Consider the following 17,687-nt stretch of genomic DNA (forward strand, 5'->3'; position numbering starts at 1 on the left):
CTCTGCTTAGAAAACAAACCGCTGGAAACCTTATATTATAGCACGCTGGGGAGCCCTCTCTAAGCTCTCCAGCCGCCTACAGCCCGAGCCGACGCTTCATGTCGGTCCGCTGCTGGTTCAATTCCGTCAATTCGGCCAATTCCTCGGGTGTGAAGGCAGATTGCCGCGCCAGCCTGTCAAGCCGGTCGCAGCAAGCGTCGTAACGCATCTTGAGTACCGCCGCCTGCAGTTCCTCCCCCGCGATCCGTTCCTGTTCACGCTGCCGCTCGGGCACCGTCTCGTCTTCCGGATTCTGTAACAGCAAGTCGCGGACGTTTTCATCATAGTCCAGAATTTCGCGGAAGATTTCCTCGTAAGTCGCTCCATTCGAGGACGTCCGCAGGACATCCGACAGCAGCCGGAACTCCGCGCCCTCGCCCAGCGCGCGCGCATGATCGACGACTTCCGCGAACAGCTCGCCGATGCGCGGCAATGCGCGCAGGGTCGCCAGCTGCTCATCGTCGAGCTGCGACGCGATGCGCGGATGCATCACCAGCGTGCGCAATGCCCGCTTTTCACTGTCCGTCACGCGGCGCCGCTCGCTGCGCGGGGGCGCCTGGCGCGGCGGTGCCGCGATCCGCGTATCGACGTCGGACAGCGCCGCGACCTCTTCGAACGGGATGTCGAGGCGGTCGGCGAACATGTGCATGATCTGCGCGCGCAACGCGTTCGCGGGCAGCGCCTGCAACAACGGCTTCGCATCGAACAGCGCCTTCGCGCGGCCTTCCGGCTGATCGAGCGCCTTGCCGGCAATTGCTTCGTTCAGCAAAAATTGCGACAACGGCATCGCGCGCTCGACCTGCTCGGAGAACGCCGCCTCGCCGAACTCGCGCACATAGCTGTCCGGATCGTGCTCGGCCGGCAAAAAAAGGAACCGGATCGTGCGGTTGTCCCCCGCATGCGGCAGGCAGGCCTCGAGCGCTCGCCGGGCCGCTCGCCGCCCGGCCGAATCGCCGTCGAAGCTGAAAATGACCGTATCGGTCTGGCGCAGCAGCTTCTGCACGTGAATCGGCGTGCACGCGGTGCCGAGCGTCGCGACCGCGTTCGGGAACCCGAGCTGGGCGAGCGCGACGACGTCCATGTAGCCTTCGACGACCAGCACGTACTTGCGCTCGCGAATCGCGAGCCGCGCCTCGAACAGGCCATACAGTTCGCTGCCCTTATTGAACAGCGGGGTTTCAGGCGAATTCAGGTACTTCGGCTCGCCGCTGCCGAGCACGCGCCCGCCGAAGCCGATCACCTGGCCTTTCACATTGCGGATCGGGAACATGATCCGCTCGCGGAACCGGTCGTAGCGGCGCGCGACGCCCTGCGCATCGGTCTTCTCGCTGACGATCACGAGCCCCGACTCGACGAGCGACTCGTCGCGATAGTCAGGGAACGCGGCTTCGAGGTTCTGCCAGCCGTCCGGTGCGTAGCCGAGCCCGAAGCGCGCGGCAATCTCACCGGTCAGGCCCCGGTTCTTCAGGTACTGGATCGCGACGGTCGCGCCGCGCAACTGCTTGCGGTAGTAATCGCACGCGGCGGTCATCGCATCGGACAACGCAGTCGCGACCGATTTCGACACGGGCGCCGGAAAGTCACCGCCACCGCCGCCGCTCCCACCGCCGCCGCGCATCGACGGCTCGTGCGGCACGGTCAGCCCGACGGACTGCGCGAGATCCTGCACGGCCTCCGGGAATGTGAGCCCCGCGTGTTCCATCAGGAAGCCGATCGCCGTGCCGTGAGCCCCGCAACCGAAGCAGTGATAAAACTGCTTGGTCGGGCTGACGGTAAACGACGGGCTCTTCTCGTTATGGAACGGGCACAGCCCCATGAAATTGGCGCCGCCCTTCTTGAGCTGCACGTACTTGCCCACCACGTCGACGATATCGACGCGGTTCAGCAAGTCCTGCAGGAACGAATGCGGAATCACCGTGGGATCGAGCGAAAAAAGACAATACGACACCCCCGCGCATGCATCGCACGCGCCGGGGAAACAGGTGTTACTTCGTGAGCGCGGCCTTGACCAGCGCGGAAATGGCCGTCATGTCGGCGCGGCCGGCGAGCTTGCCCTTCAGCACGCCCATCACCTTGCCCATGTCCTGCGGGCCGGCGGCGCCCGTCTGCGCGACCGCTGCCTGGACTTCGGCGGCCACCTCGGCCTCCGACAGCTGCTCGGGCATGTAGCCGCTCAGCACGACCAGTTCGGCCTGCTCCTTCGCGACGAGGTCGTCACGGTTGGCTGCCTGGAACTGGCTGATCGAATCCTTGCGCTGCTTGATCATCTTGTCGATCACGGCCGTGATGCCCGCATCGTCGAGGGTGATCTGATCGTCGACTTCGCGTTGCTTGATCGCGGCCATCAGCAGGCGAATCGTTGCCAGGCGCTCGCTGTCCTTCGCGCGCATCGCGGCCTTCATGTCTTCGCTGATCTGCTCTTTCAAACTCATCTTTCACCCGGGAAGGAAACGTGAATCCGACGCCCGCCAAGGGCGTCAACACAAAAACCCGCTTGGGACAATGTCTCAAGCGGGTTGCTCGAATCCGGCATCGGCGGCTCGCCCGATCATGCTCGATCTTTCGCGATCACCTGATCGCACGGAGTCGCCGGTGCGCCGCTCAGCGAACCGCGCGGCGCCCAATCGTTCAGTACAGCTTCTTCGGCAGTGTCTGGCTGCGGATGCGCTTGTAATGACGCTTCACTGCAGCAGCCTTCTTGCGCTTGCGCTCCGCGGTCGGCTTCTCGTAAAACTCGCGCGCCCGAAGCTCGGTCAGCAGACCGTTCTTCTCGATCGTGCGCTTGAAGCGACGCATTGCAACTTCGAACGGCTCGTTCTCTTTAACGCGAATGATCGTCATGATCCGACACGAATAAAGGTTTGCAAGGAAAGACTACCGAGTATAGCAGAGCGATTGCCTAAAGGCACGGGGCCCGGCCCCGCCAAAACGGCGTCGGCCCGGCCCCGTCAGGCGCCGCGCGCATACTCCGCCGCGGCCTGTCCGGCCGCCGTGCCGGACGCCCACGCCCACTGGAAGTTGTAGCCGCCGAGCCAGCCCGTCACGTCCACCGCCTCGCCGACGAAGAACAGCCCCGGTACGCGCGCGCTCATCATCGTCGTCGACGATAGATCACGCGTATCGACCCCGCCCTTCGTTACCTCGGCCTTCTTGTAGCCCTCGGTGCCGTTCGGCGTCAGCGTCCAGCCGGACAGCGCATCGCCGATCTGGCGCAGCGTCTTGTCGGGCAGATCCGCGAGCCGTGCGTCGGCCGCGACGCGATGCGTGTCGAGCCACGCATGCGCGAGGCGCGACGGCACCCAGTCCGCGAGCAGCGAACCGATCTGGCGCTTCGACGTGCGTTTCGCGTCGAGCAGGTCGGCCACCGTGTCGCGCTGCGGCAGCAGGTCGACGCGAATCGGGTCGCCAGGCTGCCAGTAGCTCGAGATCTGCAGGATCCCGGGCCCGGACAGGCCGCGATGGGTCAGCAGCAGATCCTCGACGAATTCGCCGCCGCGCTTCCTGTCGCCGGTCGAGACGCGCACTTCGAGCGACACGCCGGACAACGCCGCGAACGGCTCCCAGTCCTGCTGCGCGAACGTCAACGGCACGAGCGCGGGCCGCGTATCGATGAGCTTGTGACCGAACTGCTTGGCGATCCGGTAACCGAAGTCGGTCGCGCCGATCTTCGGGATCGACAGGCCGCCGGTCGCGATGATCAGTGCGCGCGCACCGATCGTCCCGGCCTGCTGCGTGTCGAGCGTGAAGCCGTCGGACGGCGCGTGGCGCACCGCGTCGACGACGACGGGCCGACGCCATGCGATACCGCCCGCGTCGCACTCATGCTTCAGCACGTCGATGATCGCGTCGCTGCCGTGGTCGCAAAAGAGCTGGCCCTTGTGCTTTTCGTGCCAGGTCACGTGATGGCGCTTGAGCAGCCCGAGGAAGTCGCGCGGCGTATAGCGCGCCAGCGCCGAGCGCGCGAAATGCGGATTCGACGACAGATAGTTGTCGGGGCCGGCGTACAGGTTCGTGAAGTTGCAGCGTCCGCCGCCCGAGATGCGGATCTTCTCGGCGAGCCGCGGCGCGTGATCGATCAGCACGACGCGGCGGCCGAGTTGCCCGGCCACCGCGGCGCTCATCATTCCGGCGGCGCCCGCGCCGATCACGGCGATGTCATAAGTTTCCATGGCGCGGATTGTACCTGCCCGGCATGCGGCCCGGGCCGCTGCCAGCGGGGGCGGGCCCTCGCCTGCTATACTTTCTGGTTACGTTGACCTTCCCGCGGCGCGCCCGATACGGCGTGCCCTGCCCGTACCCATGCTCGTTCTCGGCATCGAAAGCTCCTGCGACGAAACCGGCCTCGCGCTCTACGACACGCAGCGCGGCCTGCTCGCGCACGCGCTCCACTCGCAGATCGCCATGCACCGCGAATACGGCGGCGTCGTGCCCGAGCTCGCATCGCGCGACCACATCCGCCGCGCGCTGCCGCTGCTCGAGGAAGTGATGGCGCAAAGCGGCACGCGCCGCGACGACATCGACGCGATCGCGTTCACACAGGGCCCCGGCCTCGCCGGCGCGCTGCTGGTCGGCGCGAGCATCGCGAATGCGCTCGCGCTCGCCTGGAACAAGCCGACCGTCGGCATCCACCACCTCGAAGGCCACCTGCTGTCGCCGCTGCTCGTCGACCAGCCGCCGCCGTTCCCGTTCGTCGCGCTGCTGGTGTCCGGCGGGCACACGCAACTGATGCGCGTGACCGACGTCGGCGTGTACGAGACGCTCGGCGAAACGCTCGACGACGCGGCCGGCGAAGCATTCGACAAGACGGCCAAGCTGATCGGCCTCGGCTACCCGGGCGGCCCGGAAGTGTCGAAGCTCGCCGAAACCGGCACGCCGGGTGCGGTCGTGCTGCCGCGCCCGATGCTGCATTCGGGCGACCTCGACTTCAGCTTCAGCGGCCTGAAGACGGCCGTACTCACGCAGATGAAGAAGTTCGAAGCGGCCAGGCTCGAAGGTGAAGCACTCGAACGCGCGAAGGCCGACCTTGCGCGCGGCTTCGTCGATGCGGCCGTCGACGTGCTCGTCGCCAAGTCGCTCGCCGCACTGAAGAAGACGAAGCTCAAGCGCCTCGTGGTCGCGGGCGGGGTCGGCGCGAACCGCCAGTTGCGCGCTGCGCTGTCGGCCGCCGCGGCCAAGCGCGGCTTCGATGTGCACTACCCCGATCTCGCGCTCTGCACCGACAACGGCGCGATGATCGCGCTCGCGGGCGCGTTGCGGCTCGGCCGCTGGCCCGAGCAGGCGAATGCCGACTACGCATTCACGGTGAAGCCGCGCTGGGATCTCGCGTCGCTCGCGCGCTGAGCCGCGCCGCGCACGCGACGCAACGTCGCACCGGCAAACAGAAAGGCCGCTCATTTTTGAGCGGCCTTTCTTCATCGACGCGACAAAACGCCGCGGCGTTATGCAGCCTGTCGCTTGTCGCGCTCGATCAGCGCATACGCGCTGTGATTGTGGATCGACTCGAAGTTCTCGGCTTCGAGCACGTATGCCGCCACACGCTCGTCCGCATCGAGACGCTGTGCGACGTCACGCACGAGATCCTCGACGAACTTCGGGTTCTCGTACGCGCGCTCGGTGACGAACTTCTCGTCCGGACGCTTCAGCAGGCCCCACAGCTCGCACGACGCCTCTTCCTCGGCGATGCGGATCAGCGCCTCGACCGGCAGGTCGGCCGCGAGCTCCGCGTCGATCGTCACGTGCGAACGCTGGTTGTGCGCGCCGTACTGCGAGATCTTCTTCGAGCACGGGCACAGGCTCGTCACGGGCACGAGCACCTTCAGGAACAGGCGCGTATCGCCGTTGCGGCTTTCGCCCGCGAGCGTCACTTCATAATCGAGCAGGCTCTGCACGCCCGACACCGGCGCCGTCTTGTTCACGAAGTACGGGAACGTGACTTCGATGCGACCGGCTTCGGCTTCCAGCTTCTCGAGCATCGATGCGAGCATCGCGCGAAAACGCTCGACCGTCAGCGGTGCACGGTTCTCTTCGAGCAGCGCGACGAAGCGCGACATGTGCGTGCCCTTCTGGTCGGCCGGCAGGCGGACATCGAGGTTCCAGACACCGACGGTCGGCTGCACGTCGCCGCTTTCAGTGCACACCGTCAACGGATGCCGGACCGCCTTCACGCCCACACGCTGAATCGGAATCTGGCGGGTATCCACCGTGCTCTGCACGTCGGGCATCACGAAGGCGGGATTCATCTGGTTCATCTTGTTCAATCCTTGTAAGCCGCGCGTTCGACGACGCGCACGCCGCGTCATGCGGCAGCCGGAAAAGCAACATGGGCCCGCAGGCCCATGTTTTCCGCATCAATGAAGACCGGTTGCGCCAGTCGCACCGACATCGCCCGCGGGCGGCGCCAGCTTATGCGACGCGCTTCGCCTGACCGGCGACGTCGGCCGCCGGATTCAGAAAGCGTTCGCGAATCGATTTCGCGATACCCGCGCCGTCGAGGCCGCATTGCGACAGCAGCTTCGCGGGGTCGCCGTGATCGATGAACAGGTCAGGGAGGCCCAATTGTAGTACGGGTCGGATAACCCCACTCTCCATCAGGGCTTCCACGCAGGCCGAGCCCGCGCCACCCATCACGCAGCCTTCCTCGACCGTGACGAGGTAGTCATGCGTCTCGGCGAGTTCGCGCACGAGCGCCGCATCGATCGGCTTCACGAAGCGCATGTTCGCGACGGTTGCGTCGAGCTCCTCGGCCGCGGCGAGCGACGGCGCGACCATCGTGCCGAACGCGAGGATCGCGACGCGCTTGCCTTCCGGCTGCGACGTCTGGCGACGCACTTCACCCTTGCCGAGCGGGATCTGGGTGAATTCCTTCACCGTCGGCACACCCGTGCCCGCGCCGCGCGGATAGCGCACCGCGGTCGGGTTCGGCTGCTGCAGCGCCGTGTGCAGCATCTGGCGGCATTCGTTCTCGTCGGACGCAGCCATGATCGTCATGTTCGGGATGCAGCGCATGAACGCGAGATCGTACGCGCCCGCGTGCGTCGCACCGTCCGCGCCGACGAGGCCCGCGCGGTCGATCGCGAACACGACCGGCAGGTTCTGCAGCGCAACGTCGTGGATCAGCTGGTCGTATGCCCGCTGCAGGAACGTCGAGTAGATCGCGACGACCGGCTTGAGGCCTTCGGTTGCCATGCCGCCCGCGAACGTCACCGCGTGCTGCTCGGCGATGCCGACGTCGTAGTAGCGATCCTTGAAGCGCTTCTCGAACTCGACCATGCCCGAGCCTTCGCGCATCGCGGGCGTGATGCCGACGACGCGCGTATCGCGCTCGGCTTCGTCGCACAGCCACTCGCCGAACACCTGCGTGTACGTCTTCTTCGCGGGCGTGGTCGACGGCTTGATGCCTTCGGCCGGGTTGAACTTGCCGGGGCCGTGGTAGAGCACGGGATCGGCTTCGGCGAGCTTGTAGCCCTGGCCTTTCTTCGTCACCACGTGCAGGAACTGCGGGCCGCGCAGTTCGCGGATGTTCTGCAGCGTCGGGATCAGCGAATCGAGATCGTGACCGTCGATCGGGCCGATGTAGTTGAAGCCGAACTCTTCGAAGAGGGTAGCCGGCACGACCATGCCCTTCGCGTGCTCTTCGAGCTTGCGGGCGAGTTCGAGCACCGGCGGCGCAACGCTCAGCACGCGCTCGACGCCTGCGCGCGCAGCCGCATAGAAGCGGCCCGACATCAGGCGTGCGAGATGGCGATTCAGCGCGCCGACCGGCGGCGAGATCGACATGTCGTTGTCGTTCAGGATCACGAGCACTTTCGCATCTTCCGACACGCCCGCGTTGTTCATCGCCTCGAACGCCATGCCGGCCGTCATCGCGCCGTCGCCGATCACGGCGATCGAGAAGCGGTCGTCGCCGTTCAGCTGACTGCCGATCGCCATGCCGAGCGCGGCCGAGATCGACGTGCTCGAGTGCGCGGTGCCGAACGTGTCGTATTCGGATTCGCTGCGGCGCGGGAAGCCCGAGATGCCGTCCTGCTGGCGCAGCGAATGCATCTGGTCGCGGCGGCCCGTCAGGATCTTGTGCGGGTAGGTCTGGTGGCCCACGTCCCAGACGATCCGATCGTTCGGCGTGTTGAACACGTAGTGCAACGCGATCGTCAGCTCGACCGTCCCGAGGTTGGACGACAAATGGCCGCCCGTCTTCGACACGCTGTCGAGCACGAACGCGCGCAGTTCATCCGCGAGCGGTTGCAGTTGGCGACGATCGAGGCGGCGCAAATCCGCCGGGTCGTCGATGGTTTTCAGCAAGTCGTACATCGTCGTTCCATTGTAGGAAATCAAACGCGCCCGCATTCTGATGCACGCACCGTAGCATGTGCGCGGCGGCGGGCTTTCGCGTCAGCTGACCCGGTTCACTACCAGGTCGGCAAGTTCGGCCAGACGCTGTGCGCGCGCGCCGAACGGTTTCAGCGCGTCGTGCGCTTCGGCGCGCAGTTGTGCTGCGAGCTCGCGCGACGCGTCGAGGCCGAGGATCGATACATAGGTCGGCTTGTCGTTCGCCGCATCCTTGCCGGCCGTCTTGCCGAGCGTCGCCGAATCGGTCGTGACGTCGAGAATATCGTCGACGACCTGGAAAGCCAGACCCACGGCCCCCGCGTATACATCGAGCGCCGCCATCGTTTCCGCGGACGGCGCCTCGCCGGCCAGCGCGCCCATCCGCACGGCCGCGCGCAGCAGTGCGCCCGTCTTCTTCCGGTGCATCGTCTCGAGCTGCTCGAGCGTCAGCTTGAGGCCGACGCTCGCCAGGTCGATCGCCTGCCCGCCGGCCATGCCGATCGAGCCGCTTGCCAGCGCCAGCTCGCGCACGAGCGCGGCCTGCTGCACCGGCGACAGCGCGGCGGCATCGGTCAGCGCAACGAACGCCTGCGACTGCAGCGCGTCACCGACGAGCAGTGCCGTCGGCTCGTCGTACTGCACGTGCACGGTCGGCTTGCCGCGACGCAGCGCGTCGTCGTCCATGCACGGCATGTCGTCGTGCACGAGCGAGTAGACGTGGATCATCTCCAGTGCGGCCGCCGCCGCATTGCGGGCCGCTTCGGTCGCGCCGGTCAGTTCGCCTGCTGCATGGCACAGCAGCGGGCGAACGCGTTTGCCGCCGCCAAGGACCGCATAGCGCATCGCCTCGTGGAGTTTCTCCGGCACCGCGGTTTCAGCGGGCAAATAGTGGCCGAGTGCGTCCTCGACACGGTCAAGCACGGACCGCATCCATTGTTCGAATGTCATAGATCGTCGTCTTCGCCGTCCGTGGCGGCCGTTCCGGACGAAAGCGGCTTCAGCGTCGCGCCGTCGAGCACGCGAACCTGCTGCTCCACTTTCTCGAGCTGCTGTTGGCAAAACGCAACGAGGGTCGCACCGCGGCGATATGCCGTCAGTGAATCCTCGAGGCTCAACGCGCCGCCTTCCATCCGGGCAACCAGCGTCTCGAGTTCCGCGAGCGCCGTTTCGTAATTGTCCGGCAACGGTTCGGTACCATTGCCGGGCGGCGTGGCGCCTGGGGATGCGGTTTTCGCCATGGACGAGGGTGTCAAATTTCAAAACAAGTCGGACATTCTACGGCAAAAGAGAATTTTCCGACCTGCCGTCGTGGCACGTGGGTACATATTCCGGCCCCACCTTCGACACACATTGTGCGCCTGCCGATTGTCGCCCGACAAAAAATTGACACAAATCAGGCACTTAATCCTAGCCTTGCGAGGCGAACCGGGTATAATTCCCCGTTTCCCTAAATCGATTTTTCGATGGTTGGGTTGTTCACTGCTTTCACGCTAACACCGGGAGTGGGAATGTCCAATCTGAGCGATGCGCTTCAGTTGAAGTCGGCTCACAGCCAGCTTCCAGTCACTGCATACTTCGATGAGGCGCTACTCGAGCGCGAGATCGAAACCCTCTTCAAGAAAGGACCTCGTTACGTCGGGCACGAATTGATGGTGCCCGAGGCGGGGGATTATTTTGCGCTGCCGTCCGAGCAGGAAGGCCGCGTGCTGGTCCGCAACCAGGCGAACCAGATCGAACTGCTGTCGAACGTCTGCCGCCACCGGCAGGCGATCATGCTCAATGGGCGCGGCCACACGCAGAACATCGTGTGCCCGCTGCACCGCTGGACGTACGATCTGGAAGGCGAGTTGCTCGGCGCGCCGCACTTCCCCGACAAGCCGTGCCTGAACCTCGGCAAGAGCCCACTGCAGAACTGGCAGGGGCTGCTGTTCGAGGCCGAAGGCCGGAATGTCGCGCGCGACCTCGCCCACCTCGGCACGAAGCATCACTTCGACTTCTCCGAGTACCACTTCGATCACGTCGAAGTGCACGAGTGCGATTACAACTGGAAGACGTTCATCGAGGTCTACCTCGAGGATTACCACGTCGTCCCGTTCCACCCGGGCCTCGGCAGCTTCGTGTCGTGCGACGACCTCAAGTGGGAGTTCGGCGACTGGTACAGCGTGCAGACGGTCGGCGTGCACAACGCGCTCGCGAAACCGGGCAGCGCGACTTACCAGAAATGGCACGAGCAGGTGCTGAAGTTCCGCAACGGCGTGCCGCCGGAGTTCGGCGCGATCTGGATGGTCTACTACCCGGGCCTGATGATCGAGTGGTATCCGCACGTGCTCGTCGTGTCGTGGCTGATTCCGCAAGGCCCGCAAAAGACGACCAACATCGTCGAGTTCTATTACCCCGAGGAAATCGCGCTGTTCGAACGCGAGTTCGTCGAGGCCGAACGCGCCGCCTACATGGAAACGGCCGTCGAGGACGACGAGATCGCCATGCGGATGGACGCAGGCCGCCGTGCGCTGATGGCACGCGGCGAGTCGCAGGTCGGCCCGTACCAGAGCCCGATGGAAGACGGCATGCAGCACTTCCACGAGTTCCTGCGCCGCCACCTCGGCGACATTTGATAACCGGTGCGGCGCTTTGACGCCGCACGGTATCCGGCAGACGAAAAGACGGGCTTCGGCCCGTCTTTTTTTGTTTAGACTTGGAATGTCAGGCCATTCGCACTCCAGGGAGCCGTCATGCCACACACTCACTACACCACGCTCATCTCCGCCGCCAATCTCGCCGAGCGCCTGGCGGCGGCGCCCGGCAGCGTCGCACTGTTCGACTGCCGCTTCGATCTCGTCGACCCCGCTGCCGGCGAAGCCGCGTATGCGGCAGGCCACATCCCCGGCGCCCAATACCTCCATCTCGACCGCGACCTGTCAGGCCGCAAGACGGGCACCAACGGCCGCCATCCGCTGCCGACCCGCGACGCACTCGCCACGCTGCTCGCGAGCCGCGGCCTCAAGCAGGGCCAGCAGGTCATCGCGTACGATGCGCAAGGCGGCGCCTATGCGGCGCGCCTGTGGTGGCTGCTGCGCTGGCTTGGGCATGATTCGGTTGCCGTGCTCGACGGCGGCCTGCAGGCCTGGGAAGCGGCCGGCCAGCCGCTGAAGGCCGACGTACCGCACCCGGCCGCCGGCGATTTCCGTGCGGCCGCGCCGCTCGAATCGACGGTCGACGCGGCAGCCGTGCTCGCCAACGTGAACGCACCCACGCGTGTCGTGATCGATGCGCGCGCACCCGATCGCTACCGCGGCGAAAACGAAACGATCGATCGCGTGGGTGGCCACATCCCCGGCGCGCGTAACCGCTTCTTCAAGGACAATCTGACCGCCGACGGCCGCTTCAAGACCGGCCATGAACTGCGCGAGGCGTTTTCCGCCGTGCTGGCGGGCACCGAACCGAACCGCGTGATCCTCCAATGCGGCTCCGGTGTGACCGCATGCCACAACGCACTGGCGCTGGAAGTGGCAGGCCTGCACGGCGCATCGCTGTATCCCGGCTCGTGGAGCGAATGGAGCGCCGATCCGTCGCGGCCGATCGCAACCGGCCCGACGCCGTAAGCGCCGGCACGGCGCAGTCGCAACGAAGCGGCGGCCCATGCCGCCGCTTGCCGTTTACATCACGCCGTACTTACGGAGCCACGCGATCGCGCGCTTCCAGCTCTCCTCCGCATCGGCCTTCACATAGCTCGGCCGGTAATCGGCAAAGAACGCGTGACCGGCATCCGGGTACACGACGATCTCCGATTCGCGCGCGAGCTTCGAATCGCTCGTCTGGATTGCCTTGCGCATGTCGGCGAGCGACGCCTGCGTGATGTTCGCATCCTTCTCGCCATACAGCCCGAGCACGGGCACCTTCAGCAACGATGCATGATCGACCGGGTTGAACGGCGTCATCTCGTCGGTCTTGCCTTCGACGAACCCATACCATGCAACGGCCGCACGCACGTGCGGATTGTGCTCCGCATACAGCCAGCTCTGACGGCCGCCCCAGCAGAACCCGACCACGCCGAGACGCGACAGGTCGCCGCCGTTCTTGCCGGCCCACGCGACGGTCGCATCGAGATCCTCGGTCACCTGCCGGTCCGGCACCTTGCTGACGATGTGCTCGACCAGATCCTTGATCGTCGGATACTTCTCCGCATTGCCCTGCCGCGCGAACAGGTCCGGCGCGATCGCGAGATAGCCGAGCTTCGCGAAGCGGCGGCAGACATCGGCGATGTGCGCGTGCACGCCGAAGATCTCGTGGATCACGATGACGACCGGCAGGTTCGTCTTGTCCTTCGGCTGCGCGCGATACGCGGGCACGCTCGCGTCGCCCGAGCGGATCTCGACGGTGTCGACGTCCAGCCCTTCGCTGTCGGTCGTGACCGTCTGTGCCGACACAGGCAGCACGGCCGCCGCGAAGGCACCGCCCAGCGCGGCCTGCATGAACTTGCGGCGCGAGAACGGAACGTGGGGAACCAGGCTGTCGACTTCGGGTTTCAACATGAATGCACTCCTCGATTGGGGGCCGCCGTCACGATCACGGACTCGGCATGACGGGGCATCGCGCCGGCGTGCAGCGCGGATGTCGCGGCGGTTGGCACCCCGCCGCGAACGGAAACCCGGACAAGATGCCCAATAATCCGTTGTCGCGTCAACTGTCGGATATGTAAGACTCGATTACGGCGTGTTGATTCGGCCCGTCGATCGTCACGCCAAGCACCGTGGGCGACCCGTCGAAATGCGATGCAACAGGCCGCATGCCGATCACCGTTGCGCGGTCGGATGCTTGCCGATTGAAACGAACAACACGCGGTCGATTTGGCCCGTCACACACCGGCACGAGGGCCCGACTGCCCAACTACTCGCAAGGAACAACGGGCGGAGACCACGCACGACATGCGCACTCTCCGCCCGCTTCCCGCGCGAACGCGCGCTCAGTGCAGCTTGACGCGCGGCAGCGTCGTACGCCGCAGCCAGTGCGCGACCGTGTCGAGCATCATGCGCGGATAGCCGTGCAGCGCGGCGATGTGCATCCGGTACAGCGACATGTACATGAAGCGCGCGAACAGCCCCTCGATCAGCATGTTGCCGCCGATCAGCCCGCCCATCAGGTTGCCGACCGCGCTGAAATGGCCAAGCGACACGAGCGAGCCGAGGTCGCGATAGGTGAATTCGGGCAGCGGGCGCCCATCGAGTCGACAGCCGATTGCCTTCAGCAGGAAGCTCGCCTGCTGGTGCGCAGCCTGCGCGCGCGGCGGCACGTTGCGCTCGTTGCCGGGCCATGCGCATGCCGCACAATCGCCGAGCGCGAACACGTTGTCATCGGTGAAGGTCTGCAGCGTGCGGCGCACGTCGAGCTGGCCGAGCTTGTTGACCTGGAGGCCATCGAGATTGGCGAGCACGGCCGGCGCCTTGATGCCCGCGGCCCAGACCGTCAGGTCGGCCCGCACCGTCTTGCCGCTCGCCGTATGGACGGCCCCGGGCGCCACCTCGGTCACGCGCTCGGCGAGCATCAGCCGCACGCCGATCTTTTCGAGCAGTTCGGCCGTCGCCGACGACACGCGCTCCGGCAACGCCGGGAGGATCCGCGGCCCCGATTCGATCAGCACGATGCCGACGTCGTGCCGCGGGTCGAGCTTGTGCAGCCCGTAGGCCGACAACACCTGCGCGGTGTTACGCAGTTCGGCGGACAGCTCGACGCCGGTCGCGCCGCCCCCGACGATCGCGACCTGGATGCGCGGCTCGGCCGCTTCACCCGGCGCGGTCGGCGCCGGCGCCTGATGCTCGGCGCGCATGCACGCGGCGATCAGCCGCTTGCGGAAGCGCTCGGCCTCGCCAACGGTATCGAGCGCGATCGCGTTTTCCGCTGCGCCCTGTACGCCAAAGAAGTGAGTCGTGCTGCCGATCGCAATCACGAGCGTGTCATATTCCAGCTCGCGCGCCGGCAACAACTCCTCGCCGTCGCTGTCGTTGATGGGTGACAGCGTGATGCGCTTCGCCGCGCGGTCGAGCCCGGTCAACCCGCCCTGCTGGAACTCGAAGCCATGCCAGCGCGCCTGCGCCGCATATTCGAGCTCCTGCGTGAACGGATCCATGCTGCCGGCCGCGACCTCGTGCAGCAGCGGTTTCCAGATGTGGGTCGGATTGCGGTCGACGAGCGTGACAAGCGCACGCGCGGGACGATTGCCGCGTGCGCCGTAACGGTCGCCGAGCCGCGTCGCCAGTTCCAGGCCGCCCGCGCCTCCACCTACGATGATGATCCGATGCATCTGTTCCCCCCTTTGCGATTCGAAACTGCTGCCGCCGGACGATGCGAACGCGATGCATTCGCGCGACCCGGTGGATTAACCGGTTCGGACATCATCGATGTGCAGTTCGAAGCACTTCGATGCGCCCAATCCGGAACGCGGGGCGCGCTGCCCCCGTGTCAATGACATGCATTGTCCGGGAGCTTGCGCGTTGACCACAAGCAAACCATCTCGATATTCAGCATCCCTGCAACAATATGCCGCAGGAATCGGGAACCGCGCAACGGTGCGTCAGTGTGCCTCTTCCCAGTTCGCGCCGGCGCCCACCTCGGCCACCAGCGGCACCTTCAGCTTCGCCACGCCGCACATCATTTCGGGCAGTTTCTCGCGCACCAGCGACAGCTCGCCGTCGGGTACCTCGAGCACCAGTTCGTCGTGCACCTGCATGATCATCCGCGACGCGAGCTTGTCGCGCGTGAGCCAGTCGTCCACCGCGATCATCGACAGCTTGATCAGGTCGGCCGCCGTGCCCTGCATCGGCGCATTGATGGCCGCGCGCTCCGCCGCCTGGCGGCGCGGGCCGTTGCCGCCGTTGATCTCGGGCAGCCACAGGCGGCGGCCGAAAACGGTTTCGACGTAACCCTTCTCCTTCGCAACCGCGCGCGTGTCTTCCATGTACTGCGCGACACCCGGGTAGCGGGCGAAATAGCGGTCGATATAGAGCTTCGCCGCATCGCGCGTGATGCCGAGGTTCGACGCGAGCCCGAATGCGCTCATCCCGTAGATGAGCCCGAAGTTGATCACCTTCGCAATGCGGCGCTGGTCGGAATTGACCTCCAGCGGCGTCACGCCGAACACCTCGGCGGCCGTCGCGCGGTGGATGTCCTCACCCTGCGAGAACGCGCGCAGCAGCGACGCGTCGCCCGAAATGTGCGCCATGATCCGCAGTTCGATCTGCGAATAATCGGCCGACACGATCCGGTGGCCCGGCGACGCGATGAACGCCTCGCGGATCCGCCGGCCTTCGGCCGTGCGCACCGGAATGTTCTGAAGATTCGGATCGTTCGATGCCAGGCGGCCCGTGACCGCGACGGCCTGCGCATAGTTCGTATGCACGCGGCCCGTTGACGGGTTCACCATGCGCGGCAGCTTGTCCGTATAGGTCGACTTCAGCTTCGACAGCCCGCGATGCTCGAGCAGCAGCTTCGGTAGCGGATAGTCTTCTGCCAGCTTCTGCAGCACTTCTTCGTCGGTCGACGGCGCACCGCTCGGCGTTTTTTTCACGACCGGCAACTGCAGCTTTTCGAAGAAGATCTGCCCGATCTGCTTCGGCGAGCCGAGATTGAATTCGCCGCCCGCCAGTTCATACGCCTGCGCTTCGAGCTCGATCAGGCGCGTCGCGATTTCGGTGCTCTGCGCCTGCAGCCGCGCGTCGTCGATCAGCACGCCCGTGCGCTCCATCTTGCGCAGCACGAGCGACACGGGCATCTCGATGTCGCGGTACACGCGCAAGAGGCCCGGTTCGCGCGCAACCTGCGGATACAGCGCGTGATGCAGTTGCAGCGTGATGTCCGCATCTTCGGCCGCGTATTCGGCGGCCTGCGTGAGCGCGACTTCGTCGAAGCCGATCTGCTTCGCACCCTTGCCGGCCACGTCTTCGTACTTGATCGTCTTGACACCGAGATGACGCAGCGCGAGGCTGTCCATGTCGTGCGTGCGATGCGATTCGACCACGTACGATTCGAGCAGCGTGTCGTGCTCGATGCCGTTCAGCGCGATGTCGTAGTTCGCGAGCACCTGTGCGTCGTACTTCAGGTGCTGGCCGACCTTCTTGCGATCGGCCGACTCGAGCCACGGCTTCAGACGCGCGAGCACTTCGTCGAGCGGAAGCTGTTCGGGCATGTCGGGGCCGCGATGCGCAACCGGCAGATACGCCGCCTTGCCCGGCTCGACCGAGAACGACAGGCCCACGAGCCGCGCGAGCATCGGGTCGAGCGCGGTCGTCTCGGTGTCGAATGCGGTGAGCTCGGCCGCGTCGATCTTCGCGTACCACGCGTCGAATTGCTCCCAGGTCTGGATCGTGTCGTATTCGCGCACGATGTCGGCCGCCACCACCGGCGCCGGCTCGCCTTCCGGCGCATCGGCGCCGCCGCCTTCCGCTGGCGCGCTGTCGACTTCGCGCAGCCAGGTCTTGAAGCCGTAGCGCGCGAAGATGTCGCGCAGCAGGTCGCGTGCCTCGCCGTCGGTCTTCAACGACGCCTCGATCGATTCGAGATGCGGTGCGAGATCGCAGGCCGTCTCGACGGTCACGAGCTTGCGGCCGAGCGGCAGGAAGTCGAGCGCGCGGCGCAGGTTGTCGCCGACCACGCCCTTGATGTCGCCCGCATGCTCGATCACGCCGTCGAGGCTGTCGTACTGCGCCAGCCATTTCACGGCCGTCTTCGGCCCGCACTTCTCGACGCCCGGCACGTTGTCGACGGTGTCGCCGATCAGTGCGAGGTAGTCGATGATGCGCTCCGGCGGCACGCCGAACTTCGCGATCACGCCGTCGCGGTCGAGCGTCTCGTTGGTCATCGTGTTGACGAGCGTGACGTGGTCGGTGACGAGCTGCGCGAGATCCTTGTCGCCGGTCGACACGATCACGTTCATCCCGTGCCGCTCGGCTTCGCGCGCGAGCGTGCCGATCACGTCGTCGGCCTCGACGCCTTCGACCATCAGCAGCGGCCAGCCGAGCGCGCGCACCGCGCCGTGGATCGGTTCGACCTGCAATGCGAGGTCGGGCGGCATCGACGGACGGTTTGCCTTATAGTCGGCATAAAGGTCGTCACGGAACGTCTTGCCCTTTGCATCGAACACGCAAGCGCTATACTCTGCACTGACTTCCTTGCGCATACGGCGCAGCATGTTGATGATTCCGTAGAGCGCTCCGGTCGGCTCCCCGCCAGGGCCACGCAAATCAGGCATCGCATGGTAAGCCCGATACAGATAGCTCGAACCGTCAACCAATAGCAGGGTCTTACCTTCCAGATTTCGTTCTTCAGGCATT

14 protein-coding genes are annotated in these 17,687 nt (G+C 65.7%); 3 read left to right on the plus strand and 11 right to left on the minus strand.

Translation table 11 applies throughout. From position 1 onward, the window contains the following. Positions 1-76: 76 nt before the first annotated feature. The 4 genes from dnaG to LGM56_RS08365 form a co-directional block, all read right to left on the minus strand. On the minus strand, positions 77-1,954 hold the full coding sequence (gene dnaG / locus LGM56_RS08350) for a DNA primase (protein WP_226204091.1): 1,878 nt from the start codon (positions 1,952-1,954) through the stop codon (positions 77-79). Positions 1,955-2,024: 70 nt separating this feature from the next. Then, the gene (locus LGM56_RS08355; RefSeq protein ID WP_089497400.1) at positions 2,025-2,471 is read right to left on the minus strand and encodes a GatB/YqeY domain-containing protein; all 447 of its coding nucleotides are present in this window, start codon (positions 2,469-2,471) and stop codon (positions 2,025-2,027) included. A gap of 196 nt (positions 2,472-2,667) precedes the next feature. Further along, positions 2,668-2,880, minus strand: coding sequence for a 30S ribosomal protein S21 (rpsU, locus tag LGM56_RS08360; protein ID WP_006479415.1), 213 nt, complete (start codon positions 2,878-2,880; stop codon positions 2,668-2,670). Positions 2,881-2,987: 107 nt separating this feature from the next. Further along, positions 2,988-4,208 carry an NAD(P)/FAD-dependent oxidoreductase gene (locus tag LGM56_RS08365; protein ID WP_089497401.1) on the minus strand — a complete coding sequence of 407 codons (1,221 nt, stop codon included), beginning with the start codon at positions 4,206-4,208 and terminating at the stop codon, positions 2,988-2,990. Positions 4,209-4,338: 130 nt separating this feature from the next. Here LGM56_RS08365 and tsaD point away from each other — a divergent pair, with 130 nt between their 5' ends. Next, complete coding sequence (gene tsaD, locus LGM56_RS08370; RefSeq protein WP_089497402.1) at positions 4,339-5,379, plus strand: tRNA (adenosine(37)-N6)-threonylcarbamoyltransferase complex transferase subunit TsaD; 1,041 nt, start codon at positions 4,339-4,341, stop codon at positions 5,377-5,379. A 98-nt stretch (positions 5,380-5,477) separates the two neighbouring features. Here tsaD and folE2 read toward each other — a convergent pair whose 3' ends face one another. From folE2 to LGM56_RS08390, 4 genes are all read right to left on the minus strand, one after another. Continuing rightward, on the minus strand, positions 5,478-6,287 hold the full coding sequence (folE2, locus tag LGM56_RS08375; protein ID WP_011355803.1) for a GTP cyclohydrolase FolE2: 810 nt from the start codon (positions 6,285-6,287) through the stop codon (positions 5,478-5,480). Positions 6,288-6,441: 154 nt separating this feature from the next. Then, entirely contained in the window at positions 6,442-8,346 is a 1,905-nt protein-coding gene (dxs, locus tag LGM56_RS08380) for a 1-deoxy-D-xylulose-5-phosphate synthase (protein WP_226204094.1), read from the minus strand. A gap of 81 nt (positions 8,347-8,427) precedes the next feature. Further along, positions 8,428-9,312 (minus strand): polyprenyl synthetase family protein, encoded by an 885-nt coding sequence (locus tag LGM56_RS08385; protein ID WP_226204097.1) that lies wholly within the window; start codon positions 9,310-9,312, stop codon positions 8,428-8,430. After that, positions 9,309-9,602: an exodeoxyribonuclease VII small subunit gene (locus tag LGM56_RS08390; RefSeq protein ID WP_027791079.1), complete on the minus strand. Its 294-nt coding sequence runs from the start codon at positions 9,600-9,602 to the stop codon at positions 9,309-9,311. The genes LGM56_RS08385 and LGM56_RS08390 overlap by 4 nt, the downstream gene beginning before the upstream one ends. Before the next feature lie 270 nt (positions 9,603-9,872). On the opposite strand from LGM56_RS08390, the gene LGM56_RS08395 reads away from it, so the two are divergent. After that, entirely contained in the window at positions 9,873-10,979 is a 1,107-nt protein-coding gene (locus LGM56_RS08395) for an aromatic ring-hydroxylating oxygenase subunit alpha (RefSeq protein ID WP_089497404.1), read from the plus strand. A 117-nt stretch (positions 10,980-11,096) separates the two neighbouring features. Then, positions 11,097-11,966, plus strand: coding sequence for a sulfurtransferase (locus LGM56_RS08400; RefSeq protein ID WP_226204100.1), 870 nt, complete (start codon positions 11,097-11,099; stop codon positions 11,964-11,966). A gap of 54 nt (positions 11,967-12,020) precedes the next feature. On the opposite strand, the gene LGM56_RS08405 is transcribed toward LGM56_RS08400, so the two are convergent. The 3 genes from LGM56_RS08405 to polA all read right to left on the minus strand — a co-directional run bounded on the left by LGM56_RS08405 (position 12,021) and on the right by polA (position 17,686). Next, positions 12,021-12,896: a dienelactone hydrolase family protein gene (locus LGM56_RS08405; protein ID WP_069251089.1), complete on the minus strand. Its 876-nt coding sequence runs from the start codon at positions 12,894-12,896 to the stop codon at positions 12,021-12,023. A gap of 431 nt (positions 12,897-13,327) precedes the next feature. Then, positions 13,328-14,662 (minus strand): NAD(P)/FAD-dependent oxidoreductase, encoded by a 1,335-nt coding sequence (locus tag LGM56_RS08410; RefSeq protein WP_089442990.1) that lies wholly within the window; start codon positions 14,660-14,662, stop codon positions 13,328-13,330. Between the two features lie 270 nt (positions 14,663-14,932). Continuing rightward, positions 14,933-17,686, minus strand: coding sequence for a DNA polymerase I (polA, locus tag LGM56_RS08415; RefSeq protein WP_226204103.1), 2,754 nt, complete (start codon positions 17,684-17,686; stop codon positions 14,933-14,935). Position 17,687 lies beyond the last annotated feature (1 nt).

This window comes from Burkholderia sp. AU38729 (genome assembly GCF_020419725.1).
Lineage (GTDB): Bacteria > Pseudomonadota > Gammaproteobacteria > Burkholderiales > Burkholderiaceae > Burkholderia.

What these genes read in the sequence shown, in the direction of transcription:
- LGM56_RS08400 (WP_226204100.1), top strand. Translation starts at nt 11,097, where the DNA reads ATGCCACACACTCACTACACCACGCTCATCTCCGCCGCCAATCTCGCC.
- tsaD (WP_089497402.1), top strand. Translation starts at nt 4,339, where the DNA reads ATGCTCGTTCTCGGCATCGAAAGCTCCTGCGACGAAACCGGCCTCGCG.
- dxs (WP_226204094.1), bottom strand. Translation starts at nt 8,346, where the DNA reads ATGTACGACTTGCTGAAAACCATCGACGACCCGGCGGATTTGCGCCGC.
- LGM56_RS08390 (WP_027791079.1), bottom strand. Translation starts at nt 9,602, where the DNA reads ATGGCGAAAACCGCATCCCCAGGCGCCACGCCGCCCGGCAATGGTACC.
- LGM56_RS08355 (WP_089497400.1), bottom strand. Translation starts at nt 2,471, where the DNA reads ATGAGTTTGAAAGAGCAGATCAGCGAAGACATGAAGGCCGCGATGCGC.
- folE2 (WP_011355803.1), bottom strand. Translation starts at nt 6,287, where the DNA reads ATGAACCAGATGAATCCCGCCTTCGTGATGCCCGACGTGCAGAGCACG.
- LGM56_RS08395 (WP_089497404.1), top strand. Translation starts at nt 9,873, where the DNA reads ATGTCCAATCTGAGCGATGCGCTTCAGTTGAAGTCGGCTCACAGCCAG.
- LGM56_RS08365 (WP_089497401.1), bottom strand. Translation starts at nt 4,208, where the DNA reads ATGGAAACTTATGACATCGCCGTGATCGGCGCGGGCGCCGCCGGAATG.
- LGM56_RS08405 (WP_069251089.1), bottom strand. Translation starts at nt 12,896, where the DNA reads ATGTTGAAACCCGAAGTCGACAGCCTGGTTCCCCACGTTCCGTTCTCG.
- LGM56_RS08410 (WP_089442990.1), bottom strand. Translation starts at nt 14,662, where the DNA reads ATGCATCGGATCATCATCGTAGGTGGAGGCGCGGGCGGCCTGGAACTG.
- rpsU (WP_006479415.1), bottom strand. Translation starts at nt 2,880, where the DNA reads ATGACGATCATTCGCGTTAAAGAGAACGAGCCGTTCGAAGTTGCAATG.
- LGM56_RS08385 (WP_226204097.1), bottom strand. Translation starts at nt 9,312, where the DNA reads ATGACATTCGAACAATGGATGCGGTCCGTGCTTGACCGTGTCGAGGAC.
- polA (WP_226204103.1), bottom strand. Translation starts at nt 17,686, where the DNA reads ATGCCTGAAGAACGAAATCTGGAAGGTAAGACCCTGCTATTGGTTGAC.